Source organism: Streptantibioticus ferralitis, from assembly GCF_029223525.1.
In the GTDB taxonomy this organism is placed as follows: domain Bacteria; phylum Actinomycetota; class Actinomycetes; order Streptomycetales; family Streptomycetaceae; genus Streptantibioticus_A; species Streptantibioticus_A ferralitis.
Window position 1 is genome coordinate 351,988 of the sequence record NZ_JARHTQ010000002.1, and the last position, 23,295, is coordinate 375,282.

At 69.4% G+C, this 23,295-nt stretch carries 22 protein-coding genes and 2 pseudogenes; 14 read left to right on the forward strand and 10 right to left on the reverse strand.

The genetic code is table 11. The features are described from left to right. Positions 1 to 214 precede the first annotated feature (214 nt). Positions 215 to 748: pseudogene (locus tag P2L57_RS04490) on the forward strand (fructosamine kinase family protein); the annotation flags it as partial. A gap of 57 nt (positions 749 to 805) precedes the next feature. On the opposite strand, the gene P2L57_RS04495 reads toward P2L57_RS04490, so the two are convergent. Next, complete coding sequence (locus P2L57_RS04495) at positions 806 to 1,489, reverse strand: DUF429 domain-containing protein (RefSeq protein WP_275808513.1); 684 nt, start codon at positions 1,487 to 1,489, stop codon at positions 806 to 808. Between the two features lie 423 nt (positions 1,490 to 1,912). On the opposite strand from P2L57_RS04495, the gene P2L57_RS04500 reads away from it, so the two are divergent. The 4 genes from P2L57_RS04500 (at position 1,913) to P2L57_RS04515 (ending at position 5,178) form a co-directional block, all read left to right on the forward strand. Beyond that, positions 1,913 to 2,374 carry a transglycosylase SLT domain-containing protein gene (locus P2L57_RS04500; RefSeq protein WP_372515602.1) on the forward strand — a complete coding sequence of 154 codons (462 nt, stop codon included), beginning with the start codon at positions 1,913 to 1,915 and terminating at the stop codon, positions 2,372 to 2,374. A gap of 299 nt (positions 2,375 to 2,673) precedes the next feature. Next, positions 2,674 to 3,360, forward strand: a complete 687-nt coding sequence (locus P2L57_RS04505) for a transmembrane-type terpene cyclase (protein ID WP_275808516.1) — start codon at positions 2,674 to 2,676, stop codon at positions 3,358 to 3,360. Positions 3,361 to 3,437: 77 nt separating this feature from the next. Beyond that, positions 3,438 to 4,625: an AAA family ATPase gene (locus P2L57_RS04510; RefSeq protein WP_275808519.1), complete on the forward strand. Its 1,188-nt coding sequence runs from the start codon at positions 3,438 to 3,440 to the stop codon at positions 4,623 to 4,625. Between the two features lie 373 nt (positions 4,626 to 4,998). Then, positions 4,999 to 5,178, forward strand: a complete 180-nt coding sequence (locus P2L57_RS04515) for a hypothetical protein (protein WP_275808521.1) — start codon at positions 4,999 to 5,001, stop codon at positions 5,176 to 5,178. 42 nt (positions 5,179 to 5,220) lie between these two features. Here P2L57_RS04515 and P2L57_RS04520 read toward each other — a convergent pair whose 3' ends face one another. From P2L57_RS04520 to P2L57_RS04530, 3 genes and pseudogenes are all read right to left on the reverse strand, one after another. Then, positions 5,221 to 6,879, reverse strand: a complete 1,659-nt coding sequence (locus P2L57_RS04520) for an APC family permease (RefSeq protein WP_275808524.1) — start codon at positions 6,877 to 6,879, stop codon at positions 5,221 to 5,223. Between the two features lie 360 nt (positions 6,880 to 7,239). Continuing rightward, positions 7,240 to 7,560, reverse strand: coding sequence for a PASTA domain-containing protein (locus P2L57_RS04525; RefSeq protein ID WP_275808526.1), 321 nt, complete (start codon positions 7,558 to 7,560; stop codon positions 7,240 to 7,242). A 266-nt stretch (positions 7,561 to 7,826) separates the two neighbouring features. Next, a pseudogene (locus P2L57_RS04530) lies at positions 7,827 to 7,955 on the reverse strand (GNAT family N-acetyltransferase); the annotation flags it as partial. 124 nt (positions 7,956 to 8,079) lie between these two features. On the opposite strand from P2L57_RS04530, the gene P2L57_RS04535 reads away from it, so the two are divergent. Genes P2L57_RS04535 through P2L57_RS04550 form a run of 4 tightly spaced genes read left to right on the forward strand, consistent with a single transcriptional unit; the run spans position 8,080 to position 11,716 of the window. Then, a complete protein-coding gene (locus P2L57_RS04535) occupies positions 8,080 to 8,670 on the forward strand; it encodes a hypothetical protein (protein ID WP_275808528.1) in 591 nt (196 codons plus the stop codon). Between the two features lie 13 nt (positions 8,671 to 8,683). Beyond that, positions 8,684 to 9,604 (forward strand): MNIO family bufferin maturase, encoded by a 921-nt coding sequence (gene bufB, locus P2L57_RS04540; RefSeq protein WP_275808531.1) that lies wholly within the window; start codon positions 8,684 to 8,686, stop codon positions 9,602 to 9,604. Beyond that, positions 9,597 to 10,433, forward strand: a complete 837-nt coding sequence (locus P2L57_RS04545) for an HvfC/BufC family peptide modification chaperone (RefSeq protein WP_275808534.1) — start codon at positions 9,597 to 9,599, stop codon at positions 10,431 to 10,433. Before bufB ends, P2L57_RS04545 begins: the two co-directional genes overlap by 8 nt. A gap of 47 nt (positions 10,434 to 10,480) precedes the next feature. Then, positions 10,481 to 11,716, forward strand: coding sequence for a ferritin-like domain-containing protein (locus tag P2L57_RS04550; RefSeq protein WP_275808537.1), 1,236 nt, complete (start codon positions 10,481 to 10,483; stop codon positions 11,714 to 11,716). A 67-nt stretch (positions 11,717 to 11,783) separates the two neighbouring features. Here P2L57_RS04550 and P2L57_RS04555 read toward each other — a convergent pair whose 3' ends face one another. Both P2L57_RS04555 and P2L57_RS04560 read right to left on the reverse strand, forming a co-directional pair. Beyond that, positions 11,784 to 13,289 (reverse strand): pyridoxal phosphate-dependent aminotransferase, encoded by a 1,506-nt coding sequence (locus P2L57_RS04555; RefSeq protein ID WP_275808540.1) that lies wholly within the window; start codon positions 13,287 to 13,289, stop codon positions 11,784 to 11,786. A gap of 126 nt (positions 13,290 to 13,415) precedes the next feature. Then, positions 13,416 to 14,390: a magnesium transporter CorA family protein gene (locus P2L57_RS04560; RefSeq protein WP_275808543.1), complete on the reverse strand. Its 975-nt coding sequence runs from the start codon at positions 14,388 to 14,390 to the stop codon at positions 13,416 to 13,418. A 118-nt stretch (positions 14,391 to 14,508) separates the two neighbouring features. Here P2L57_RS04560 and P2L57_RS04565 point away from each other — a divergent pair, with 118 nt between their 5' ends. Beyond that, entirely contained in the window at positions 14,509 to 14,709 is a 201-nt protein-coding gene (locus P2L57_RS04565; protein ID WP_275808546.1) for a hypothetical protein, read from the forward strand. Here the strand turns inward: P2L57_RS04565 and P2L57_RS04570 are convergent. Beyond that, positions 14,678 to 15,430, reverse strand: coding sequence for an ArsR/SmtB family transcription factor (locus tag P2L57_RS04570; RefSeq protein WP_275808549.1), 753 nt, complete (start codon positions 15,428 to 15,430; stop codon positions 14,678 to 14,680). The genes P2L57_RS04565 and P2L57_RS04570 overlap by 32 nt on opposite strands. Before the next feature lie 58 nt (positions 15,431 to 15,488). Continuing rightward, entirely contained in the window at positions 15,489 to 16,745 is a 1,257-nt protein-coding gene (locus tag P2L57_RS04575) for a benzoate/H(+) symporter BenE family transporter (RefSeq protein ID WP_275808552.1), read from the reverse strand. 36 nt (positions 16,746 to 16,781) lie between these two features. Here P2L57_RS04575 and P2L57_RS04580 point away from each other — a divergent pair, with 36 nt between their 5' ends. From P2L57_RS04580 to P2L57_RS04590, 3 genes are all read left to right on the forward strand, one after another. Then, complete coding sequence (locus P2L57_RS04580; RefSeq protein ID WP_275808554.1) at positions 16,782 to 17,375, forward strand: helix-turn-helix domain-containing protein; 594 nt, start codon at positions 16,782 to 16,784, stop codon at positions 17,373 to 17,375. 394 nt (positions 17,376 to 17,769) lie between these two features. Then, on the forward strand, positions 17,770 to 18,768 hold the full coding sequence (locus P2L57_RS04585) for an MASE1 domain-containing protein (protein ID WP_372515604.1): 999 nt from the start codon (positions 17,770 to 17,772) through the stop codon (positions 18,766 to 18,768). 210 nt (positions 18,769 to 18,978) lie between these two features. Then, positions 18,979 to 20,307, forward strand: a complete 1,329-nt coding sequence (locus tag P2L57_RS04590) for an alpha/beta hydrolase family protein (RefSeq protein ID WP_275808557.1) — start codon at positions 18,979 to 18,981, stop codon at positions 20,305 to 20,307. A 72-nt stretch (positions 20,308 to 20,379) separates the two neighbouring features. Here the strand turns inward: P2L57_RS04590 and P2L57_RS04595 are convergent, their stop codons facing one another. Together P2L57_RS04595 and P2L57_RS04600 are read right to left on the reverse strand one after the other, a co-directional pair. Next, complete coding sequence (locus P2L57_RS04595; protein ID WP_275808560.1) at positions 20,380 to 20,829, reverse strand: hypothetical protein; 450 nt, start codon at positions 20,827 to 20,829, stop codon at positions 20,380 to 20,382. Between the two features lie 200 nt (positions 20,830 to 21,029). Beyond that, the gene (locus P2L57_RS04600; protein WP_275808563.1) at positions 21,030 to 22,073 is read right to left on the reverse strand and encodes an alpha/beta fold hydrolase; all 1,044 of its coding nucleotides are present in this window, start codon (positions 22,071 to 22,073) and stop codon (positions 21,030 to 21,032) included. 445 nt (positions 22,074 to 22,518) lie between these two features. Here P2L57_RS04600 and P2L57_RS04605 point away from each other — a divergent pair, with 445 nt between their 5' ends. Then, positions 22,519 to 23,226 carry a GntR family transcriptional regulator gene (locus tag P2L57_RS04605; protein WP_275808566.1) on the forward strand — a complete coding sequence of 236 codons (708 nt, stop codon included), beginning with the start codon at positions 22,519 to 22,521 and terminating at the stop codon, positions 23,224 to 23,226. The last annotated feature ends 69 nt before the right edge of the window (positions 23,227 to 23,295 follow it).

The window sequence follows — 23,295 nt, forward strand, 5'->3', positions numbered from 1 at the left end:
CCATCGGACACAAAAGGCATATTCCTCCCAAGGGGGAAACGGTGGCCTCATCCGTCACTTTGCGGTATGGACGTCGCAGTTCCGCCCCCCGCTCGTAACCGCTTCGAACCGTTGCCCGGAGAGAGGTGATGGACCGTCAACGGCCTTTCATCACATGGCGGTTACCCACGTGACGTACGGGGCACAGGCGGTCGCACCGGACGAACGCGCCATCGCCTCAGGCGCCGTCATGCACCGCGCGCAGCCCGGGTACTCGCCCCGCGCCCGGTCGGCCTTCTCAGCGGTACCGCAGCTTCGATGGTATGATGTTCGGCGCGGTCCGGCCGCCGCACAGCGCGGGACCCCCGCCCCGTACCCTGGCCGACGTGCATGTCTGCTTCGATTGCAGCGGGTCTGCCAGCTGCCGCCCGAACCGGCCGGTCCGGCCGCGCCCCCGGCACGGCTGCACGGTGACCTGTGGAGCGGCAACGTGGTGTGGGGGAGGGACGGGCACGCCCCGCTGATCGATCCGGCGGCGCACGGCGGGCACCGGGAGACCGACCTCGCCATGCTGCGGCTCTTCGGCTGCCCTCATCTGGACCGGGTACTCGCCGGCTACCAGGAGGCCTCCCCGCTGCCCGACGGCTGGACGGACCGCATAGGCCTGCATCAGCTCTTCCCGTTGCCGGTGCACGCCGTGCTGTTCGGGCGCGGCTACGCCCGGCAGGCGGTCGCGGTGGCCGGCGGCGTGCCGGCGCCACGGCGCTGACGACGACCCGTCCTCCGGCCGAGCACGACGGGGCTGGTGCGGCCGGGGTGGTGTGGATCAGTACCAGATGGCCACCGGCAGCCCGCCGAGTGTGCGTTCAGGCGGGTCGGGCAGTGGCTGGGCGGTGTGGCAGCTGATGCGGGCGGCGCTCCAGGCGGCCGCGCAGGCGTCCAGGATGTCATCGGGCGCCACCGTGCCCACCGCACCCGCGAAGTGCTCGGGTACCGCGATGCCATGGGCGACGAGGAGACGGCGACGTGTCATCTGACCGTTCCAGCTCCTCTTGCTCCAGGAGACCGGCTGGCTGTCGTTCATGGCGGCGAAGGAGATCTCGGGGTGGACCTCGTACAGTCGGTCATCGCCGTGCTCTCGGCGGGAGTTGGCCTCGCGCAGCTTGCCCTTCAGCGCCCAGGCCTGGCGGCTCAGTCCGGACCCGGTGAACTCGCGGCAGCGCTGGTTCGCCGTGGCGTAGTCGGCCTCCTCCCAGATCGGCCGCGGCGCCACCCGGAAGACCCGGGACCGGTGCCGCCCGAGCCAGTCGGCGGCCAGCAGGTCGGCGCGCCGCCATGCCGCGGTTTCCAGCAGCCCCAACGGCATGTCGATCCCGACCACCGCCGCGTCCGGCACCTCGGCCAACAGCACGTCCAAGTCGCGCGCCACGTATGAGCCGTGAAACTGCCCGTCCCGCAGGACGACGCCGACCCAGCCGACCGCACAGGCATCGACCCCTAGCACTGTCATGGGAGCAATCGTGGCAGCGCGCTACGGATCGGGCATGCCGGTCACCCAGGGCGGGACGGGAGCTCGCGCGGTGTGAATTCGACGTATCGGGCCTGCTGTCTTTCTTCCGGGCGCCGTGGGCAGCGGTCCCGGCACCGCTTTTACCGACGGAGTGCCAGGGGTGTGAGCTGGGCGATATGGCGTGGGTCACTATTTCAGGTTGGCGGTGTGACCTTCGTTATGTGGCGCATGTCACTACGAACCCCAATAGTGGAAAAAACGGGCGTTACGCCCACATGGGGGTCATCGGATGTATCTCAGCTTAGGGAATATACGAGGGTTGATAGTAGTAAAGCCCTATTGACCCGGATTTATGCACCGTTAACACTTCCGGTTACCCGATGGGGCTTCCTCGGGTTCCTGAATGGTTGAGGTGGTCCTCTCATGCAGTTTTCCGTGATGTCGAAGTTCGGCCGACTGGCCAAGGCCGCGAAGTACTCCGTGGGCGCCACGGTCGCCGGTGTCGCCGTGGCCGCCGGTGCGCTGGCTGCCGCTCCGGCCGCGTCCGCGGCCGCGCCCGCCCACCAGAGCAACCTGGACGGCTGGATCAAGCAGTCGCTGGCGGTCCTGCACTCCCATGGCATTCCGGGCAGCTACCAGGGCATCTACCGCAACGTGCTGCGTGAGTCGTCCGGCAACCCGGCGGCGATCAACCTCTGGGACTCCAACGCGGCGATCGGCACCCCCTCCAAGGGGCTGCTGCAGGTGATCGACCCGACGTTCAACGCGTACCACGTCCAGGGCACGTCCTGGAACATCTACGACCCGGTCGCGAACATCACCGCCGCCTGCAACTACGCGGCCCATCGCTACGGCTCGATCGACAACGTCAACTCGGCTTACTGATCCGCACGTTCCGGCCACTGGCGGCATCCTGCCGCCAGTGGCCGGGTGACGAGTGGATGAGTGAAGTGCCCTCCCTGCGAGGGCCGCTGGACCTGCCGAAGGTCTGCGCGGTCCCAGCGGGAGGGCACTTGCCATGCGCCCGCGAGTCGACGCGGTGATCCACCCGGGTAGTCCGGTCCCGGCCGGCCGGGACCGTGCGCAGGCCGGTGCGCCCTCTGCCCGCTGCCGCAGGGCGCCCCTACACTCGGACCACGCCGGTCGGTTCGGGCAGGGGCGCGCATCCGGGAGTAGCGGTGGAGATGGCCTTCTCTGTGCTGTGCGGTCTGTGCTGGACCGCGACATACGTCCTCGCGATCCGGGCGGGCGTTCGCGACCGCACGTTCGCGATGCCGGTCGTTGCGCTGGCGACGAACATCTCCTGGGAGTTCCAGTTCGCCTTCGTCCGCCCGCCGGGCGGGTTCCAGAACGCCATCAACATCACGTGGTTCCTCCTCGACTGCGGTCTGGTCTACACGGTGCTGCGTCACGGGCCCCGGGAGTTCCCGTACCTCACGCCGCGCGTCTTCTACCCGGCCTTCGCGGGGCTGCTGGCGCTGGCGTACGCCGGGATGGATCTGGCGTCCACCCAACTGGACACGGGGCAGGGCGTGTTCACCGCCTTCGGCTCCAACGTGGCGATGTCCGGGTTGTTCCTGGCGATGCTGGCCGCTCGTGGCAGCAGCCGCGGGCAGTCGCTGGGCATCGCGGCCACCAAGCTCGCCGGTACGGCCGCCGCCTCCGTCTCCTGGTACCTCCGGCACGATCCCGCCCAGCGCTACCGGGGCGGGCTCCTGACGTACTGCTCGGTGGCCTGCTTCGTACTCGACCTGGGCTATCTGCTCGTGCTCGCGGCGGTGATCCACCAGGAGAACGGCGGTCGGTGGAGCGCGGTCGGCAAGCCGGGTCGTACGGAGGCGACGGTGGCCGGCTCCGAGCTCGCGGTCTAGCCCGTGACGCACGCGGCCGAGGCAAGGCTCGACGGGCGGGTGCGTGCGCCGGTGTGAGCGATGGTTAGAGTCGGTCCATGATGACGACGCTCGCGGTCGAGAACTACCGTTCGCTGCGGCACCTCGTCGTCCCACTGGGGCCGCTCAACGTGGTGACCGGCGCCAACGGCAGTGGCAAGTCCAGCCTCTACCGGGCGCTCCGGCTGCTCGCCGATGCCGCACGGAACGGTGCTGTGGCGGCGCTCGCTCGCGAGGGAGGGCTGACGTCCACCCTCTGGGCCGGTCCGGAGAAGATCGGCCGGGCCGTCCGCGAGGGTCTCCATCCAGTCCAGGGCACGGCCCGATCCGAGCCGGTCAACCTGCGGTTGGGCTTCGCCGGTGGCCGCGACGACTTCGGTTACGCCATCGATCTGGGCCTTCCCCCGCTCGCCGCGCAGACGATGTTCGGCTCGGATCCGGACATCAAGCGCGAATCCGTTTGGAGTGGGCCGGTCCTGCGTCCCGCGTCGCTGCTCGCGGACCGACACAAGGGCGCCGTCCGCATCCGCGACACCGACGGCACCTGGTCCCACCAGACGCACTCCATCCGCCCCTACGACAGCATGCTCAGCGAGTTCGCCGACCCGAGGCACGCCCCCGAGGTCCTCAGGCTCCGCGAGCGCATCCGCTCCTGGCGTTTCTACGACCACTTCCGTACCGACGCCGCCGCCCCGGCGCGCGGCAGCCATGTCGGTACCCGCACTCCGGTGCTCAGCCATGACGGCGCGGACCTGGCGGCCGCGCTGCAGACCATCCGGGAGATCGGGGACAGCGGTGCGCTGGCCGCGGCGATCGACCTGGCCTTTCCCGGCAGCCAGCTCACCGTGGCCGACCACGCGGGGCGTCTCGACCTGCAGTTGCGGCAGCCGGGGCTGTTGCGTCCACTCGGCGCCGCGGAGCTGTCCGACGGGACCCTGCGCTATCTGCTGCTCGTCGCCGCGCTGCTCACCCCGCGGCCGCCGGAACTGCTGGTGCTCAACGAGCCCGAGACCAGCCTGCACCCCGATCTGCTGGCCCCGCTGGCCCAGCTCATCGCCATGGCCGCGGACCACTCCCAGATCATCGTGGTCTCGCACTCCCGGCCGCTGATCACCGCGGTGGAGCGCCTTGCCGTCGATCATGCGCCGGAGGTCAGGACCATCGAGCTGACCAAGGATTTCGGCCAGACGCACATCGTCGGCCAAGGACCGCTCGACGAGCCCCCCTGGCACTGGCCGAAGCGTTGAACGCGCGCGTGGGCATACGACAGCCTCCGGTGTTTCGTATCGGTCCCGTGAGTCTCAGTCGTCGCTGCCAACTCCGAAACCGGCACGTACTGGCCGGAGGCCTAACCAGAGCCAAGCAGGGGGTCACTCTGACCGACAGACGTCTCTGTCGGTGGTGCGGCTCTCTCTGGTTTTCTGGTGTATTGCTATCTTCCTCCCTATTTGCCCAGAGTCAAGAGATTTGTTCGAAGTCAAGGGGTGCGGCGGAGATTCACCCCTTGGCGGCGGCTACGGGGAGTGCCGGTAATTCAACTAAAGGATCACGGCGGCGTAGCCTTGGGTTGGGACTTGGGGGGCCGAGGGCGACCCCCGGAGGCGCACTATGGCTGAATCTATGGACTGGTGGCCGTGTCGGAACTGCGGCGAGACGGACCCGGAGAAGGTGCGCTGGAGCGAGCCGGAATTCGCCGTGAAGACCGATGCCGAAGGCCATCAGGTGGTGTATATCCGTGCCGCGCTCATGGAGTGCGCCACCTGCGGCACCGAACGGCGCGAAATCCTGGAGGGCGACTGACGCCTCAGCCGCCCGGCCACACGGGGTCACTTCGCCGCCCCGTCAACCGTGTTCGCGACGCCCGCCGGGCGGTACCGGCTCGCCCGTCGCCTCTCCCCGCACCGCCGCGTCCACCGCCTCGGGCGCCATCGCCAGCCGTACGGCGGTGTAGTGCACGGCCAGGCTGAAGGCGATCACGATCAGCAGGTCCCACCAGTTGGGAAGAGCATGGGTGCCGCCGTAGCGGCCGAAGCGGCAGATGGCGACCAGGCCGCCGAGCCAGGGCCACACCCAGGCGGCGGACCGCCAGCGCAGCAGCCCCCGGTCGCCCGGCGGAATCCCGCGACGGGTGAGCGCGAGGACGGCCAGCCCGAGCACCACGGTGACCGCGAGCTTCCAGTCGGCCTCGTACCCGGACCAGTAGAAGATCAGGTTGGCGCAGACGAACCCCGCCGGAGCCAGTACCGACCAGGCGGGCAGCCGGTACGGCCGTGGTCGCCCGCGGTCCCGCACCCTGAGGGCGTGCAGCGCCACCGGTGCGAAGGCGTACATGATCGCCGCCGCCGAGGTGACCACACTGACCAGGGCCTGCCAGCTGGGGAACGGCAGGAAGGCCAGTTCGCCGACGACGAAGGCGAGCAGGACCGAGACGACCGGTACCCCGCGGCGGCCCACCTCGGCGACCGGTCCGGGCAGCACCCGCTGCCGACCCATGGCATAGGAAAGCCGGGCCGCACCGGCCATGTAGACCAGGCCGGTGCCCGCCGGGGAGATGACCGCGTCGACGTAGAGGACGGTCGCCAGCCAGGCGGCCCCGAGGGCGGTCGCCAATGTGGCGTACGGCCCGAAGTTGCCCTTGCCGACCGGGCTGGCCCAGCCGTGCGTCAGCGCCGAGGGTTCCAGGGCGCCGATGAAGGCGATCTGTAGCAGGAGGTACACCGCGGTGCCGATCGCCATGGCCACGATCACCGCCCGGGAGACGTCCCGTTGCGGATCGCGTGCCTCCCCGGCCAGCTGGATCGCCTGCTCGAAGCCGAGGAAGGCGAACACCACACCGGCGGGCAGCGCCGCGAAGACGCCGTGTGCTCCCTGCGGGGCGAAGCCGCCGCCCGCGGTGAAGTTCGAGCCGTGGAAGGCCAGTGACATCAGGACCGCCGCGGTCAGCACCGGCACGGCGGTCTTCACGACGACGGTGACCGAGTTGGTCGAGGACAGCAGCCGTACGCCGAGGATGTTGATGACCGTGAACAGCAGCATGAAGCAGCTCGCGATCACCAGGCCGGCGGGGGTGAGGGTGCCGTTCGGGTGCAGGATGTGGACCTGGTCGTGGACCCAGCCGATGCGGTCGGAGTAGGAGAGGGTTGCCTCGACCTCGATCGGCGAGATCATGACCGACCGCAGCCAGGACACCCAGCCCGCGGTGAAGCCGACCAGCGGACCAAAGGCGAAGAACGGGAACCGGGCGGTGCCCCCGGCGATCGGGTACGCGGCACCCAGCTCCGCGTGGGCCAGCGCCAGTACACCGAGCATCACCGATGCCAGTACCCAGGACAGCAGCGACGCCGGACCGGCGATGACGGCGGTGGTGAGCGCGCCCAGCAGCCATCCGGAGCCGATGATCGACCCCAGCGAGATGAACATCAGGCCCCAGAACCCGACCGCCCGATGGAGATGGCCGTTTCCGGTGGCGCTTCCGTTCGCGGCTGCGTTGGCCTTCGTCACGCGTACTCCCGCTTCTCCGGAACCATCCTGGTACCGGGACGCGGGCCCGCACGCCAGGGCGCAGCCGCCCGCCCGAACCTGACGGTCCCGGCTGCCGAGGGACCCCCGGCGCCGCCGGTCCGCTGGGGGTCGGCCACTTCTCCGGCGTGCTGCTGGTGGTCGACTGGCAGATCGCCGGCTTCCCCGGGCCGGGAGACCTCCCTTCGGCGACCGCCCGGACACCGTCCAGCAGGATCTGGCAGGAGACGATCCCGTTCCCGGCCGGGGCCACCTCCAGCCGGGCTGCTGCCCCGGTGTTGACACCCTGAGGTCGCACGCCCCGCCGTCACCTCAGTGGTCTGGCTGACGGTGCCGATGGCATCAGGAGCACTGCTCCTGCTTCTTGACGACCCGCAGTTCCACCCGCCCGGATTCGAGCGACCTACCCGGCGCGGGACTTTGCGAGCAGACCTTCCAGTTCGCCGGCCAGAACACGTGGCGCCCGGCGCCGCGGGCGTCGACCAGCTTGGCCCGCACCCCGTGGGGGAGCGCCTGCTCGGCGACGACCAGGCCCTTGCCCGTGACGTTCGGCATTCTGGCCGCGCCGGTTCCGCGGGCGGCGACCACGGTGGCCTGGGCGGGCAGGGTGAGCGTGCCCAGGAGCGCAACGGCTCCCAGAGTGACAGCGGCCGTACGGCGCATCGGTGACACCTTCCTTGACGGGATCCGGAGACACCCGGCCTGGAGCTCCGGGTGTCTGGTGAAATCCCCACAGGGGGCACGCGGATACCGACGTTCACCCGTCCGCCCCACAAGCGGCCGGGCGGCCCGACTCCGGACTGCTCCGCCTGGCGAAGCGCGTACACCGTGACCGGCTTGCCCCACAGAACGTCCTCGCGCAGCAAGGAGAACCCCAGTCGTTGCGCGACGCGTACCGACGCGGTGTTGCCCGGATGGATCATCGCAGTGAAGTAGTCGACGCCCAACGTCGCGAAGCCCCAGTCAAGGCACGCCCGAGCGGCCTCCGTCGCATAGCCGCGGCCCCACGCCTCGGCCTTCAGCGTCCAGCCGCTTCGACCTCGTCGAACTGCTCCCAGTAGATGATCCGCGACAGGAAGCGTGCGTACCCGTCGGCAATCAAAACTCTTATGGTCGGTTTATTCGGAATATGTCAACGGAAACTTCTCGTACGGGTACCGGGGGCCGAGGAGGAGGTTGGTCATGGGCTCGAAGCGGCAGCACAACGGGCAACACGATGGGCAGTTTGACGGGCAGTTGGCCAATCTGGAGGACATTCCGGTGCTCATCGCCGGGGGTGAGATCGGAACCGGGAACCGCCAGGAAGCACATGAGGCCGGCCCCACCCGCATCGAGGCGAAGAACCTGCAGGCGGAGGTCGATCTGCACGTCTGCATGGGCCTGAACGCGTGCAAGGGACATGGGCACGGCGGCACCGGTCTGATGGCCGGGATGGGAGAGTGCGCCACGGTCTGGCACATCTGCCACGGCGCCAACGAGTGCCGGGGCCAAGGCGGCTGCGGATACAGCGGCTCCGACGCGGAGCAGGCCAAACCGGGCGACCAGACGTGCCGTTGGAACGGCAGCTGCGCCAGCCCGATCAACGAGAGCCGGGTGCACGCCGCCGGGCCCTACCGCGGCACCAGTGTGTGGAAGCGGGCGCGCCAGATCTTCGAGCACCGGATGTTCGAGTCGGGCATCGCGTTCGGGCCCGCCCCCGGCGAGGGCTACCCGGACGACCTGGTCCCCAGCTACGAGAAGAAGCGCGGCACCCCGCACTCCTCCGGCTCATGAGCGGCACCGCCCAGTGAGCAGCGGCCACCACCCGCCCGCCGCCCGATCACGGCCGGTCCCGGCAGCGGACCTCGGCCTCGGCGTCGGACTGCGCTCCCCGCACTTCGCCCATGTGCTGAGCCACTGGCCCGAGGTGGAGTGGTTCGAGATCATCTCCGAGAACTTCATGGACTCCGGCGGCTATCCGCGCCATGCGCTCGACCGCATCGCCGAGCGCTACCCGATCGTCATGCACGGCGTTTCCCTGTCGGTGGGCAGTACCGACCCGCTGGACTTCGGCTATCTCGACCGGCTGCGCCGCCTGGCGGACGCCACCAGGGCGCGCTGGGTCTCCGACCATGTGTGCTGGACCGGGGTGGCCGGGCTCAACACCCATGACCTGCTGCCGGTCCCGTTCACCGAGGAGTCGCTGGCCCATGTGGTCCGCAGGGTCAAGGTGGTCCAGGACGTACTGGAACGCCCGCTGGTCCTGGAGAACCCCAGCACCTACGCGGCCTTCTCCGGCGCGGCCATGTCCGAGTGGGAGTTCCTCGCACGGCTGGCCACCGAGTCCGGCTGTGGACTGCTGCTGGACGTCAACAACGTCTACGTCTCGGCGTTCAACCATGACTTCGACCCCGAGGAGTACGTGCGGGCGCTACCGCACGACCGGGTGGTGCAGATCCATCTCGCCGGTCACTCCGACATGGGCACGCATATCGTGGACACCCATGACCAGCCGGTCGCCGAGCCCGTGTGGCGGCTGTACGAACTTGCCACCAGCCTGACCGGGCCGGTTCCCACACTGCTGGAATGGGACGACCACATCCCGCAATTCCCTGAACTGCTCGCGGAGTTGGACAAGGCGCGCCGGTACACCGCCGTGTCCGACGCCGAAGCGCGGGCCGAGAGCCGCACCGCGGTCCCGGTGGCGATGCCGGTGCGCTGTGGCTAGCCCGCCCGCGCTCGCCGAGGCGCAGCGCTGGCTCCAGCACGCGGTCCTCGCACAGCACCCGCCGTCGCAGCCGGTCGAGGACATGCTGACCGCCTCTTCGCGGCTCGGCGCCGCACAGCGCCTCGGGGTCTACCGGCGCGGCTACCGGCTGCGGCTGCTGCAGGCGATGCGCGGACTGCACCCGGGGCTGCGCGCCCTGCTGGGCCCGGAGTTGTTCGACGACTTCGCCCTGGACTACCTGGACGCCTGCCCGTCCGGCTCGTACACGCTGCAACGGCTGGACGAGCGGTTCGCCGGCCATCTCGCGGCAGGTCGGCCGGACCGGGAACAGCCGGTGCGCCTGCGCGAGACCTGGATCGACGTGATGATCGACCTGGCCCGCTACGAGCGGGTGTTCGCCGAGGTCTACGACGGTCCTGGCACCGAGGGCACGGGGATACCGACGTGGACCGGTCCGTTGGAGTCGGCACCGGAACTGCTCGGCCGGCGCGTGCTGTTGGCGCCTTGTCTTCGGGTGCTGCGACTGTGCGCGCCGGTCCACACGTACCTCGCCGCGGTCCGCCGGGGCCGTCGACCGGAACCGCCCGCCCCGCGGCCGGTATGGCTCGCCGTCTCGCGCCGGGACTACGTGGTCACCGCGACCGAGATCGCGTCCGACTCCTACCAGTTCCTGGCGGCGCTGCTCGGGGGCGCCGCTGTCCGCGTGGCGGCCGTCGAGGCGGGGATGGACACCGCCGACGCCGTGAACCGGCTCCGCGGGTGGGCGGCGAACGGCTGGGCGCGCGGACTGGCTCGCGCTCAGCCGTTCGCCGTACCGGCCTCGGCGTAGGACCGGTGAGGAGCGATTTCAACCAGCCCTGTCTGCAAGGAGAAACCATGGCATCCCCCACCACCACCGAGATCAGCCTGCCACCGATCGTCCTCAGCTCGCCGGTCGATCCAACCACCGAGATCAGCGATGTCAGCCAGCTGATCAACCATCTCAAACAGGCCGCGTACCTGGAGATGTCCACCATCCCCATGTATCTCTACGCGTCGTTCTCGATCGGTTCCCGCGGCTACTCGCAGTGGGACCCCGGGATGGGGGCGTTCCGGCTGATTCGCAGCATCGTGGTCGAGGAGATGCTGCACCTGTGCCTGGTCCGCAACCTGCTGGTGGCGCTCGGCTCCGACGAGATCGCCTTCTACTCGAAGGACTTCATGCCGAAGTACCCGTCGCCCATGCTGCACCGCCACCCCGAGCTGATCCTGCATCTGGGGCCCTGTGACAAGAAGTTGGTGCGGGACGTGTTCATGGAGTTCGAGCGGCCCAAGCCCAGGAAGGGCGAAGGGCCGCCGCCTCCCGGTCAGTACGCCACCATCGGCGAGTTCTACAAGGCGGTCGGCAAGGGGCTCGCCGCCCTCGACAAGAAGATGGGGCCCGCGCTGTGGCGGCACAACCGCCCGGAGTTGCAGTACGTGGCCGCGTACTGGAACAAGGACGGCGGCGGTGCACCGGTGCTGGTCCACAACCTGAAGACCGCCAAGGACGCCCTGAAGATCATCGTGGAGCAGGGGGAGGGCATCGACCCCGACAAGCCCTCGGTGCCGATCGATCCGCTCAAGCCCATCCCGGGCCTGGACGAGCTGCCGCACTACACCAAGTTCAAGCGCATCGCGGACGGCGTCGAGCCGTTGGGCCCGGTGTGGGCGCTGCCCACCGACCCGTGCGCCAAGATGTACGACGGCGACGCCGCGGTGAAGGCCGTCAACACCCTGTTCAACGCGATGTACTGCTATGTGCTGCACATGCTGGACGTCATGTACCACACCCCGTGGAAGGACGTGGAGCCCGGCAAGCACAGCAAGCGCTACGGACTGGAGCGCACCTTCATGTCGGCGATGCAGGGCGTGCTGGTGACCGTGGCGGACATGATGGTCGCCACCCGCACCACGGTGGGCGACCTGGCTGTGCAGTACAACGCCGCGCCGACCTTCGAGTACCACAAGCTGCCGAAAACCGGGAAGCGCAAGCACCTCATCGAGCTGTGCGACAAGGCGATGACCTACTTCCCGCAGCTCGGCGGGGACAACAGCGTGCGCTGGCTGCTCGGCAAGATGCCCGACCTGTGAGCCGGCTCGGCTGACCGGAAGCGGGAGACGGCGAGCCCTCCGTTCCTCGGTGGGCTCGCCGCCCGCGTCAGACGGTCGCGTCGGCGGTCGGCTGCCAACCGATCTTCGGTGCGTGGGAGAGGAGTTGCCCCAGAGCCTCGCCGATCAGCTTGACGGCCTTGGTGACCGTCTCGCGGGCGTAGGCCGTGAAGCACAGACGGAAGTAGCCGGGCTCAGGGCAGGACAGGGTCGTGCCGGGGAGCAGCTGTACGCCGGTCCGCTCGGCGATGTACCACCGCAGCAGTTCCTCGGCGGGCGGGATGTCCCGGAAGACGATCGGAAGTCGGCGGCGCTCCGACTCCGGAAGGCAGTCGTGGAAACGCCGCGGTTCGGGGAATCGCTCCCGCAGGCAGTCGAGCAGATCCACCGGCGGCTGGTTGAAATACGGCAGGTAGTTCCGCAGATCGAGCAGGAAGAACTGCGCCGGATTGGCCTTCTCCCGGTACACATACGGAAGGCCCGCCTCCTGGAGCGCTGCGCGGACGCCGGCGAAGTTCGCGGTGAGCGTCTTGCCGTACTCCTTCATCAGTGTCGCGGTGTACGGCTCGCTGTCATGGCCGCGGCTCTCCAACAGTTTGCCGATCACGAAGTGCTTGAGGGAGTCGAACGGGCTGAACCAGGAGAGGGTTTCCCGGCTACTGGTGCCGCCCATGGCCTCATGGACCACGGGCGAGCGGGAGATCACCACTCCCGCGCGGAATCCGGAGAGGCCGAAGTCCTTCGCGAAACCCCACACGACGTGGATCCGGTCGCTGTTGCCCGGTTTCTTGTAGGCGTCCAATGCGAGCGCACTGGTGAACGAAGGGGTGGCGCCCGCGATTTGGGAATGCGCGTACATCTCGTCCGAGATGATGTGCATCTGCGGGTCGCGTTCCAGCGCCCACGAGTAGATCGATTCCAGCAGCGCTTTGTCGTAGTTGACGCCGAGCGGGTTGTGCGGATTGGTGAGGACCAGCAGTTTCGGCGGGACGGGCTGTGCGGCGTAGGCGTCCTGGAGGTTCTTCAGGGTCAGTGTGAACGGCGGGTCGCCCTCGGGTGAGACCGGGGCGGGGACGCAGACCAGGCCAGGACGTTGCTGGAAGCACCACTTGAAGCCCTGCCAGAACGGCGCGGGCAGCAGTACGCCGTCGCCTGACTTGAGGGCGCCGCCCTCCTTCAGCGCGAAGGCCAGGCATTCCAGGGCGCCGGACACGCCCGCGGTCCCGAAGACATCGCGCCAGTCGACGTCGACGTGGAAGGCACGGCTGAGCATCCGCGCCGTCTCCTGGCGCAGTTGGTCGGTTCCGTACGCTCTGGTGTATCTGATCCCGTTCTCCGGGAGAACGCCCAGCTGCTTGAACACCTTCTCCTTGAGGGAGTCGTAGAGCAGGACGTTCTCCGCGGTGGCGAGATTGACCGTCTTGGGGTGGTACTCCTGATACAGGGCGAGGCGCTGTTCCGGGTCGGCGACGTGCGCCAGCAGAGTTGACAGTTCGTCTGCTGCCAGGGCGTCGACCACGTGCTGCGCCGTCGTCGTGTCGGATTTCACGGTCATGGTGCTTCTCCTGCGCGTCGTTGAGCGGAGTGAATTCGATGTCACATGACGCGCAGATGTTATCGCCGACGGTAATCAATTCCGGGGCGGCGCGATGGTCAGGCCGTCAGTTGATTCCGCTGACGGTCAGATCCAGTCCTTGCGCTTGAAGCTGACGTACAGGATGGCGGAGAGGATCACGATGGCCGCGGTGGATTCCACGAAACCCCATTCGGTGCTGAATCCCGGATAGGGGACGTTCTGCCCGTAGAAACCGGTCACCGCGGTGGGCACGGCGATGATCGACGCCCAGCTGGTCACCTTCTTCATGATGAGGTTCATGCGGTTGCCCTGGACGGTGAGGTTCGTCTCCATGATGGAGGTGACCATGTCGCGCAGGGATTCGGTCCATTCGGTGGCCCGCAGCACGTGGTCGTAGACGTCCTGGTAATAGGGCATCAGCGGTTCGTTGACGATGTGCAGATCGCGGCGCAGCAGGCTGTTGACCACTTCCCGCATGGGGATGACGACCCGGCGCAGTCTGGTCAGGCTCTTGCGCAGCTCGTAGGAACGGCGTTGGACGGAGTCGATCTGCGCGCGGCTGTCCTCGAAGAGGAGGTCCTCGACCTCCTCGATACGGTCGTCGAGGGTCTGCACCGCTGCGAAGTGCCCGTCGACGATGACGTCGAGCAGCCCGTACAGCAGGAAGCCGACACCGTGTTTGGCCAGGTCGGGGTTGTTGTCCCAGCGGGCCACGACCTGTTCGATGTCGAAGCTGTCGTCGTTGCGGATGGTGATCAGCGCCGTCTTGGTGACGAAGACCGAGATCTCGTGGGTGGTGAGCAGCCCGCTGTCGGGGTCGGTGCTGACCGAGTAGGCGCTCACGAAGGCGTGGGTGCGGTAGTGGTCGAGTTTGGGGCGCTGGTGGTCGTGGCGTGCGTCCTCCACCGCCAGTTCGTGCAGCCCGAACTCCTCGCTGATCATCGCGAAGTCGGCGGGCCCGGGGGCGCACAGATCGAGCCACACCGCCGCGTCGGGATCGGTGATGTATTCGGATATGTCCTCGACCGGGAAGTCTTCCAGTGCGAGGGTGCCATTGCGGTAGAGACGGGTTCGAGCCATGGCGCCAGAGCCTAGGGGGACGGCCGCTCGCCCTGGCAGGGGGGTGGCGAAGATCCGCTCAACAGGCCACCGGCCGACCGTCCGCCGGCTGCGGCCGCAAGGGCGTAGGCCGAGGTCGGTGCCGCGTGCCGGTGACCGTGTTGAGGTACTGCTCGATGCCGTCGAGGATTCCCTCGGTACCGGCGACCGCCTGATCACAGGTGTAGGGGGCGATGACGTCCTGGTGGTGGACGGCGACCGTCTGACCCGCGCGGACCTGCCGGGCGCGGCCGTGCCGTGGGGCCGGATCAGCAGTAGCGGAGCGAGCCCGGCGTGGTGAGCAGTTCGCCCGTCTCAAGCCAGGTCTTCAGACCGGAGAGGATCATCGGCCAGCCGCCGTAGAGCTCTTCGTTGGCGCCCTCGCGCAGCTGGTCGTGGGTGACGGTCAGCCGGCAGGAGTCGCCGATGGGTTCGATCTCCCAGGTGATCCGCGACGCTCCCTCGCTCTTCACCTCGTCGCTCCACAGCGCGGTCATGGTCTGCACGAGTCGGCGCGGCGGGTCGACCTCCAGGTTCTCGCCCTCGCCGAGCGGCCCCGGGGCGCCCGGGGCACCCATCTCGAACCGTGAGCCCGGTGTCCAGTCCGAGGTCACCCGGGCGCCGAAGTTGTACTTGCTCCTGATCTCGGGGTCGGTGATCGCCTCCCAGAGGCGCTCCGGGGTGGTGCGGATGTAGATCTCGAAGATCTTCTGCATCGGACTCTCCAGTCGGCTCTTGAGGCCGCTCAGCGCGGCGGCCCAGGGCTCCGCGTACTTGCTCACCCACCGGTCGTGGACGAGCCGGATGGGGACGGGGTTGAGGAAGTGCAGCTTCTGCCGGCCTTGCCGCCGCGTTACCACCAGCCCTGCCTCCTCAAGCTGCTTGAGGTGCTTCATCACCGCGAAGCGGGTGATGTCGAACCGTGCCTCAAGCGCGCTGAGCGTCTGCCCGTCCTCACGGAAGAGCTCGTCGAGCAGGCTGCGTCGCGTCGGGTCGGCGAGCGCCTTGAATACCGCGTCCACCCCTCGAAAATAGGTGACCAATTGGTCACATGTCAATGATGCGGGCCGGCGGCGGGTGTCAGGCGCGAGGTCGTGCGGCGGCGCGGTGAGTCCGGGGCAGCGAGTGGAAGGCGAGCCCGGCGAGGAGGCCCCAGAAGGCGGCGCCGATACCCAGCACGGTGATGCCCGACGCGGTGACGGCGAAGGCGATCATGGAGGCTTCGCGGGCCTCCGAATCGGCGACCGCGGCAGCCAGGGCGGAGCCCAGCGTGCCGAGCAGGGCGAGGCCCGCGACCGCCTCGATGAGCAGCGGAGGTGCGGCGGTGAGGAGCGCGGTGGACACACCCGCGGTGAGTCCCAGCCCCAGATAGGTCGCGCCTGCCGTGGCGGAGGCTATCCAGCGGCGCTTCGGGTCGGGGCCCGCGTCCGGCCCGGCCGCGAGCGCCGCACTGATCGCTGCCAGATTGAGCGCGAAACCGCCGAAGGGTGCGCACAGCGCGCTGGTCGTGCCGGTGCTGACCAGGATGGGCCGGGTGGGCGGTCGGTAGCCGAACTGGTTGAGGACCGCGATCCCAGGAACGTTCTGGGCGGCCATCGTGACCACGTAGAGCGGTAGGGCGATGCCGATCACCGCGCCGACACTGAAGGCCGCAGGGGTCAGCGTCGGGGTGGGCAAGAGCTGCTCGAACGAGCCCAGATGGGGATGGCGCAGAACGGCGAGGCTGCCGAGCGCGACGACAAATGCGGCAGGCGTGGCCCAGCGGCGGGCGAAGGGGGTGAGCAGTGCCCAGGTGGCGATGGCTGGCAGGGAGAGGGAAGGCAGCCGCACGGCGGCCTGCACCGGTGTGAGACACACCGGCAGCAGCACTCCGGCCAGCATGGCGGATGCCAGCGGTGCCGGAATGCCGGTCACCCAGCGGCCGAGCCGACGCCAAAGGCCGGTGGTGGCAAGCAGGATTCCGGCGATGACGAAGGCGCCGACCGCACAGGAGTAACCGCCGGGTTGGCGGCCGGTGGAGACCAGAAGCGCGGCTCCCGGAGTCGACCAGGCGATGCTGATCGGCTGCCGGTAGCGGATCGAGAGTCCGATGCCCAGTAGTCCCATCGCCGTACAGAGCGCCAGGAGCCCGGAGACGGCCTGGCGCTGGTCCGCGCCGACCGCGCGTAGCCCCGAGATGACCACCGCGAAGGCACCGGAGAAGCCGACGACGGCGGTGACGACTCCGGCGGTCAGCGGTTGCGTGAGGCCGCGGGCCGGATCGCCGGTCGAACCGGCGCGGGCATCGGGTGTGGAGCCGTTGCGCCTGCGGGCCTCGGCGCGAAGCTGCTGTTCCATATACGGAACACTATCCCGGCCGGGATACTGAATGCCATGGTTCAGGCGTGGACCGCGCAATCCGCGGTCGAGACGGGTCGACGGATCCAGCGGCTTCGACAGGAACGCGGGCTCAGCCTCTCGGAGCTGGCGCGCTGCGCGGGCATCGGTAAGGCGACCCTGTCCGGACTGGAGTCGGGCACGCGCAACCCGACGCTGGAGACGCTCTACGCCATCACCGGGCAACTGGGCGTCCCGCTGGCCTCCTTGCTGACGGCCGAGGGCGAGACGGCCGGATCGGGACGTGCTGTGGCCGCGATCCGTGAGGTGCGTGGGGCGGCGGTGACCGCGAGGCTGCTGGAGGTCTTCGACGACGAAGCGGCCACCACCGAGCTCTACTGGCTGACGATCGAGCCCGGTCGGGTGCAGCACTCGCCCGCGCATCCGCCGGGCGTGGTGGAGCACTTGACGGTCGTAGCCGGAGTCGCGCGGGTGGGGCCGCAGGACGCGGAGGTACTCGTGCCCGTGGGGGAGCACGTCTCCTGGCACGCGGACGTGCCGCACACCTATGCCGCCGCGACCGACGAGGTGGTGCAGGCCAGTCTGCTGATCCGGCAGCCGCGCGCCGCGTTGCACGGTAAGCGCGGCTGAACGACCTGGTGCGCGAGGTCATCCGTCGCCGGGCGGGACGCAACGGCTCGGATCCGGGGGAGAGTTGTGGCCATCCGCGTCCAGCGTGCTGGGGGCGAGCCTCCGGCCGCTCCCCTCATCGGGCACCTACCGCCCGTAACGGTCCGTGCGGACGCTGACCACGGCGGGCTGAACAGCGGGTCTAAAGTGGCAGCGGGGGCGAATCGGAACTCCTCGGAGCGGTCATGAGCCGACGCCGCACCATCCCGCCGGACAGCGAGGGAGGTCTGCCGCACGCCCTCGCCCGGCTCGGCAGGGCTCCCGGGGCGCGCACCGCGCCCGATCGGACCCGACGCAGCGCCGCTCCCCACATCCGCCACGGCGTTACCGCGCGCGGTAGAGAAACGGTCGTCGGGTGAGCACCGTGGTGCCAGGCGAAGGGATCCGGCGGTATCGCGCCGATGCCCTGCGGATCCTTGCCCTGGCCGCCGTCTACTACGGCGGTGGCGAGCTGGGGCTGATCGCACAGCAGGTGCGCGGCCAGGTCACGCCGCTGTGGCCGCCGACCGGTATCGCGTTGGCCGCGCTGCTCCTGTTCGGCCTGCGGATCTGGCCGGGGATCGCGCTGGGCGCCTTTCTGGTCAATGTCGCGATCGGGCCGTCGGCGCCAGCGGTCCTGGGGATCGTCGCGGGGAACACGTTGGCCCCGGTCTGCTCGTATCTGCTGCTGCGGCGTGCCGGGTTCCGCGCCGAAGTGGACCGGCTGCAAGACGCCCTCGCGCTCGTCTTCCTCGGCGCGCTGCTCGGGATGATGGTCAGTGCCACCGTGGGCAGCGGTGTGCTGGCGCTCGCGGGTGTCCTGCCCGCCCGTGGCTTCTGGCCGACGTGGTCGGTGTGGTGGACGGGCGACGCGATGGGGGTGCTGGTGGTCACGCCGGTGCTGCTCGTGCTGCGCAGGGCCCGGTGGCCGCGCGGCGTCCCGCTGTCCCGCTGGGTGGAGGCGTTGCTGCTGGTGGTGGCCACGCCACTGGTCGCGTTCGTTGCGACCCGAACCTCGTCGCTGCTCTTCCTGGCCTTCCCGATCGTGCTGTGGGCCGCGTTCCGCTTCCAGCGGGCGGGCGCCGCCCCGTGCGCCTTGGCCATCTCGACGATCGCGATCTCCGCGGCCGCCAGCTGGGTGGGTCCGTTCGCCCATCACGATCTGTTCCACAACATGGTCACCGTCCAGGCGTTCAACGGCGCGGTGGCCCTGACCGCCCTGCTGATCTCGGCGACCATCACCCAGCGCAACAAGACGCACGAACAGATCACCCGGCTGTACACGCAGTTCTCCGAAGTGATGGCGCAGCTCGATCCGGGCGAGATGTACCGGCTGTCACGCCCTGAGGACCGCACCGAGGGCGACAGTTCCTAGAACGTCTTCTCCGCGCAACGTGGTCCATGCGACGAGTCCGGCGTCGGGCGGGGCTTCCCACCGAGGGCGAACCGCATGCTCCAGGTGCTGCACCCCGCTGTGCCTCCCAGGACTGGAATTCCAGGTCGAGGCGGCGGTGCGCGCCGCCCCGTGGTGGGGCTGACGGCACGGTGATGGCAAGCCGAATCATCAGAAGAAAGGGCAAATGCCGTGAGGAACCGGAGCCGCTGCCAAGCCGTCGCCCGCACCACCATCGCGAGCGGGCCCCCACGCCCCCGGCGTGCCACGAAGGCCCTGGTCGCCGTAGGCACCGCGGCGGCCCTCGCCGTGGCCGCGGGCGGCTGTTCCTCCGGCGCCTCCACACCCGCCCCGGGCGCCACGAGATCCTCCGGACACCCCAGCGCCGCGACCCCGGACGTGCGGGTCACCGACCACACCTACCAGGTTCCGCGGCCGTTGCCGCCCGGCGCCCCCGGCGCGCTGATCGCCGCCACTGACCACGGGCCGGACCGCCTTGTCGGCTCCGCGCGCCGCTGGACGGTGCTGTACCACTCGGTCAACGCCCATCACGCGGACGTCCCGGTGAGCGGCACCGTGCTCGTCCCGCAGGGCACCCCGCCGCCCGGCGGCTGGCCGGTGGTGTCCTGGGGGCACGGCACCACCGGCGTCGCGGACAGCTGTGCGCCGTCGCAGACACCGAACCTGGGCTTCAACGAATACGCCCAGGAGCTGCGCGCCTTCGTACGGGCCGGCTACGCGGTCGCCGCGTCGGACTACCCGGGGCTCGGCACACCCGGTATGCACACCTATCTGGTCGGCGCCGACGAAGGCAACGCCGTCGTCGACATCGTCACCGCCGCACGCCAGTTGGCGCCGACGCTGGCGCCGACATGGTTCGCCGTCGGGCACTCACAAGGCGGCCAGGCCGCCCTCTTCGCCGCCAACGCGGCGCACCGGTCGGCCGGTCTGCACCTCGGCGGCACGGTCGCCATCGCACCGGCCAGCCACCTCGAATCCATGCTGCCCGGCGTCATCGCCTCACACCAGTCCTCCGAGCTGTCCTTCGCCCTGTACTCGCTGGCCGGGTTGAGCGCCACGGATCCGTCGGTCAACCTCCGCTCGCTGCTCGGGGCTTCGGCCGCCAGGACCGCCGCACGGGTGCTGGCCCAGTGCCTCAAGGCGGGGTACACGACGCTGAGCGATGTCACCACCGAGCAGACCCTGCCGCTGAGCGGCGAACAGCTCCGCCGGGTGGGCAGCGAGATGGGTGCGTACGGTGACCCTGACCGCACCGCGATCCACGGTCCGGTGCTGGTCATCCAAGGCGGGGCCGACCAGGACGTACCGCCGCAGTGGACCTCGGCCGTGGTCCACAACCTGCGGTCGCTCGGTTCGCCCGCGGTCGTCGAGCGCACCTATCCGGGCCTCGACCACGACCAGGTGCTCGGGCAGTCCGTCTGCGACCTGCTGACGTTCCTCGGCAGCCATGGAGGACGCTCCGCGGCCAACTGCGCCCCGTTCCAGACCGGCGTCGGCTGAGGCCGGGGCGGCGCGGCGGATCTTCGGCGCCCTCGACCGCCGCGCCGTGCGGGTCGGCCCCGAGCGGTGCGGTCAGCCTGCGGCCGGTCGCGGCCGAGGGAGCGGGATGTGCTTCGTGCGATGCGCCATGGGCCGCTTCCTGGCCTGCTTCAGGGTGCTGCGCAGGCATTCCTCGACCAGCTTGACCTGCTCCAGCATCGCTCGCGCCCAGTCCCGCTCGTGGGTGTACAGCTCCGAGGCGGCCTCGCGGATCGACAGCGACTCGGTCAGGCCGCGCAGTCCCGTCTGCATGGCGTGGACATCCGCTTCCAGCCACAGTCGTACCATCGACGCCAGCTCCACCGGGTGGCGGTGCAGCGACTCCTCGTGCCACCAGCGTGCCGGAGCAAGGTCGAACAGCCAGTTCTTGGCCGACTGCTCAAACCCCGGTGAGCCCGGCGGGCGCACCGAGCCCGGCCAGTTCGCGGGCGGTCGCTCGTGCGGGTAGGGGGACGAATCCGGGTGCGGAGTGGAACGTGCCATGTTGCGCTCCCTGGTTGATCACCTCATTGGCGAGGCTGTTTACGGATTACGCCGGGGGACGAGGAGCGGTGGGGGTGGTGTGGGCCGGGGGCTCCTCGCGCACTGGGACCAGGATCTCCAGCAGCTAATTGTCAGCGAACGATATCTACTCACTGGTATGCGCACAAGGTTCCGAATTGCCAGCACTGGCGCGAGAGGGCTCAGCGCGCCGCGGGGGTGGCCGCGAGTGTCTCCACCGAGGCTGCGACCGCGGCGGGGTCGGAGATCATGGTGAGGTGGCGGCCCCCGGGGATGATGGTGGGTGCCGGAGCGCCGATGCGTACGGCGGTCTGGGCCGGTGTCTGACGGCTGAAGACGTCGTCCTGCGCGCCGAAGACCACTGCCTTGGGCAGGTGCACATCGCGCAGCCGGGCCAACTGGTCAGCGGGCAGGCCGGGTACGCCGTCGCCGAGCATGCTCCACAGGCCCCCTTCGGCGCCGGACACCTGGTAGGGCCGCCGCCATACGTCCACGCCCCTGCTGTCCAGCGCCGGGCACCCGGGCCCGCACCGCGAGTTGTACAGCCCGCGGATCAGCGAGTCGGAGCTGAGTCCGAGCCGCAGCAGGCTGGTGCGGTACGGATCGAGCAACACGTAACGGAACGCGGGCGGCGATCCGGCGCCGGTGTCGAGGGCGTCGCCGTCGAGGAGCATCAACCCGCCGATGCGTCCGGGCGCGCGCAACGCTGCCTTCGCCACCATGGCGGCCCCGCTGGAGTGGCCCACCAGCAGCGGACGACGGCCCGGACCGCCCAGATGCATCGCGTCCAGGAAGCCGAGGAGTTGTCGGGTGAGGTGGTCGACCGTGTACGGGCCGCGCCGTTGGCTGTAGCCGTCGCCGGTGAGGTCGAGGGCGTACACCCGGTGGTGGCGGGCGAGCAGCGGGGCGAGCCGCGACCAGGTGTCGACCGATTCGAAGGCGCCGTGCACCAGGACGATCGGGCTACCGGTGTTCCCCCATGCCTGGTAGCGGGTGCGGACGTCGGCCGCCTGCACGTAGCTGAGCCCAGAAGGCGGTGCGGCCCGCTCGGCCGTGGCGGCGTTGTACGCGAACGACGCCAGGGTCACCGCGACCAGTAGCCCGGCACAGGTCAGGGCTATGCGCCGGGTCCACCGCGCCAGCCGGGAGGGGGCGGCGGAGCGGGGCGGCGCCTCGTCGGCGGATCCGCGCGGGCCGTCGATCAGCTCTGTCTCGTCGTTCGTCACTGCGTGATCCAAACCGCGTGTCCTGGTGGTGAGGGCCTGGTCCTTGATGGAGGCCACCGCCGCCCGGCCGTTGGCGGTGGCGGCCGGGGCGGCACGCGCAGCATTGTGCCCCGCCCGGCTGTCCGCCCCGCGAGCAACCCTCGCTCCTGGTCCCCGTCCACGCGTCGCACCGCGGAAGGAATCCGGGGTACTCCGTCCGCAGCATTGACCGGGACATGGTCAAGGCCTACAGTCCCAAATCGAGTTAGGAAACTTTCCTAACGGCTGGCTGGATCGGATTCTGCACCGCCACCGGCGACATGCTGGGGGCCGGGCCAGGACGAGCACGCCTACTTCGCCGACTTCGAGTTGAGCACCCAGTGCATCGGCCCCTGAGCCTCCTCGCGGAGCAACGTGACATTGTACGCTGGGGTCCCGTAGGCCCATAGAGGACCGAGGACCGCCGATGAGCCACCTCAAGCGCAGCTTGACCACCGTTCAGGAACGGCTGCGCGACAAGGTCGCCGATGCCCTGCACGCCGCGCTCATCGCCGGTGAACTCCGCCCAGGGGTGGTCTACTCGGCTCCCGCGCTCGCCGCCGACTTCGGCGTCTCGGCAACGCCCGTCCGGGAGGCCATGCTTGACCTGGCGCGCGAGGGACTGGTCGAGCCGGTACGCAACAAGGGCTTCCGCATCACCGAGATGACGGAGAGCGATCTCGACCAGTACACCGAGATCCGCGCCCTCATCGAGGTGCCAACCGTCGGCCTCGTCGCCAGGAGCGCCGACCCCGAGCGGCTGCGCGAACTGCGCCCGGTCGCGGAGGAGATCGTCACCTCCGCCCGGGCGCACGACCTCATCGGCTACCTGGATGCCGACCGGCGGTTCCACCTCGGCCTGCTGTCGCTGGCCGGAAACGCCCGGTTGGTCGAGTCGGTGGACGATCTGCGCAAGCGCTCCCGCCTCTACGGGCTGACACGGCTGGACGAACGCGGTGAACTGGTGACCTCGGCCGAAGAGCACCTGGAACTGCTGGACCTGGTGGCCGCCGGTGACGTCGAGGGAGCCGAGGCCTGCATGGCCCGCCATATCGGGCACGTTCGCTCGCTGTGGGCGAAGGGCGGGGAAGAAGGCGGCGTCCGGCGTCCGTCTCTGAGGTCCGTCAGCCGCTGAGGCATCCCAGCGCGCACTGCTGGTTCCTGACCCCTGGTCAGTGAAATTTCACATTACTGTGTTACCGGT

What these genes read in the sequence shown, in the direction of transcription:
- P2L57_RS04495 (WP_275808513.1), bottom strand. Translation starts at nt 1,489, where the DNA reads ATGACAGTGCTAGGGGTCGATGCCTGTGCGGTCGGCTGGGTCGGCGTC.
- P2L57_RS04500 (WP_372515602.1), top strand. Translation starts at nt 1,913, where the DNA reads ATGCAGTTTTCCGTGATGTCGAAGTTCGGCCGACTGGCCAAGGCCGCG.
- P2L57_RS04505 (WP_275808516.1), top strand. Translation starts at nt 2,674, where the DNA reads ATGGCCTTCTCTGTGCTGTGCGGTCTGTGCTGGACCGCGACATACGTC.
- P2L57_RS04510 (WP_275808519.1), top strand. Translation starts at nt 3,438, where the DNA reads ATGATGACGACGCTCGCGGTCGAGAACTACCGTTCGCTGCGGCACCTC.
- P2L57_RS04515 (WP_275808521.1), top strand. Translation starts at nt 4,999, where the DNA reads ATGGACTGGTGGCCGTGTCGGAACTGCGGCGAGACGGACCCGGAGAAG.
- P2L57_RS04525 (WP_275808526.1), bottom strand. Translation starts at nt 7,560, where the DNA reads ATGCGCCGTACGGCCGCTGTCACTCTGGGAGCCGTTGCGCTCCTGGGC.
- P2L57_RS04535 (WP_275808528.1), top strand. Translation starts at nt 8,080, where the DNA reads ATGGGCTCGAAGCGGCAGCACAACGGGCAACACGATGGGCAGTTTGAC.
- P2L57_RS04550 (WP_275808537.1), top strand. Translation starts at nt 10,481, where the DNA reads ATGGCATCCCCCACCACCACCGAGATCAGCCTGCCACCGATCGTCCTC.
- P2L57_RS04555 (WP_275808540.1), bottom strand. Translation starts at nt 13,289, where the DNA reads ATGACCGTGAAATCCGACACGACGACGGCGCAGCACGTGGTCGACGCC.
- P2L57_RS04560 (WP_275808543.1), bottom strand. Translation starts at nt 14,390, where the DNA reads ATGGCTCGAACCCGTCTCTACCGCAATGGCACCCTCGCACTGGAAGAC.
- P2L57_RS04575 (WP_275808552.1), bottom strand. Translation starts at nt 16,745, where the DNA reads ATGGAACAGCAGCTTCGCGCCGAGGCCCGCAGGCGCAACGGCTCCACA.
- P2L57_RS04580 (WP_275808554.1), top strand. Translation starts at nt 16,782, where the DNA reads ATGGTTCAGGCGTGGACCGCGCAATCCGCGGTCGAGACGGGTCGACGG.
- P2L57_RS04595 (WP_275808560.1), bottom strand. Translation starts at nt 20,829, where the DNA reads ATGGCACGTTCCACTCCGCACCCGGATTCGTCCCCCTACCCGCACGAG.
- P2L57_RS04605 (WP_275808566.1), top strand. Translation starts at nt 22,519, where the DNA reads ATGAGCCACCTCAAGCGCAGCTTGACCACCGTTCAGGAACGGCTGCGC.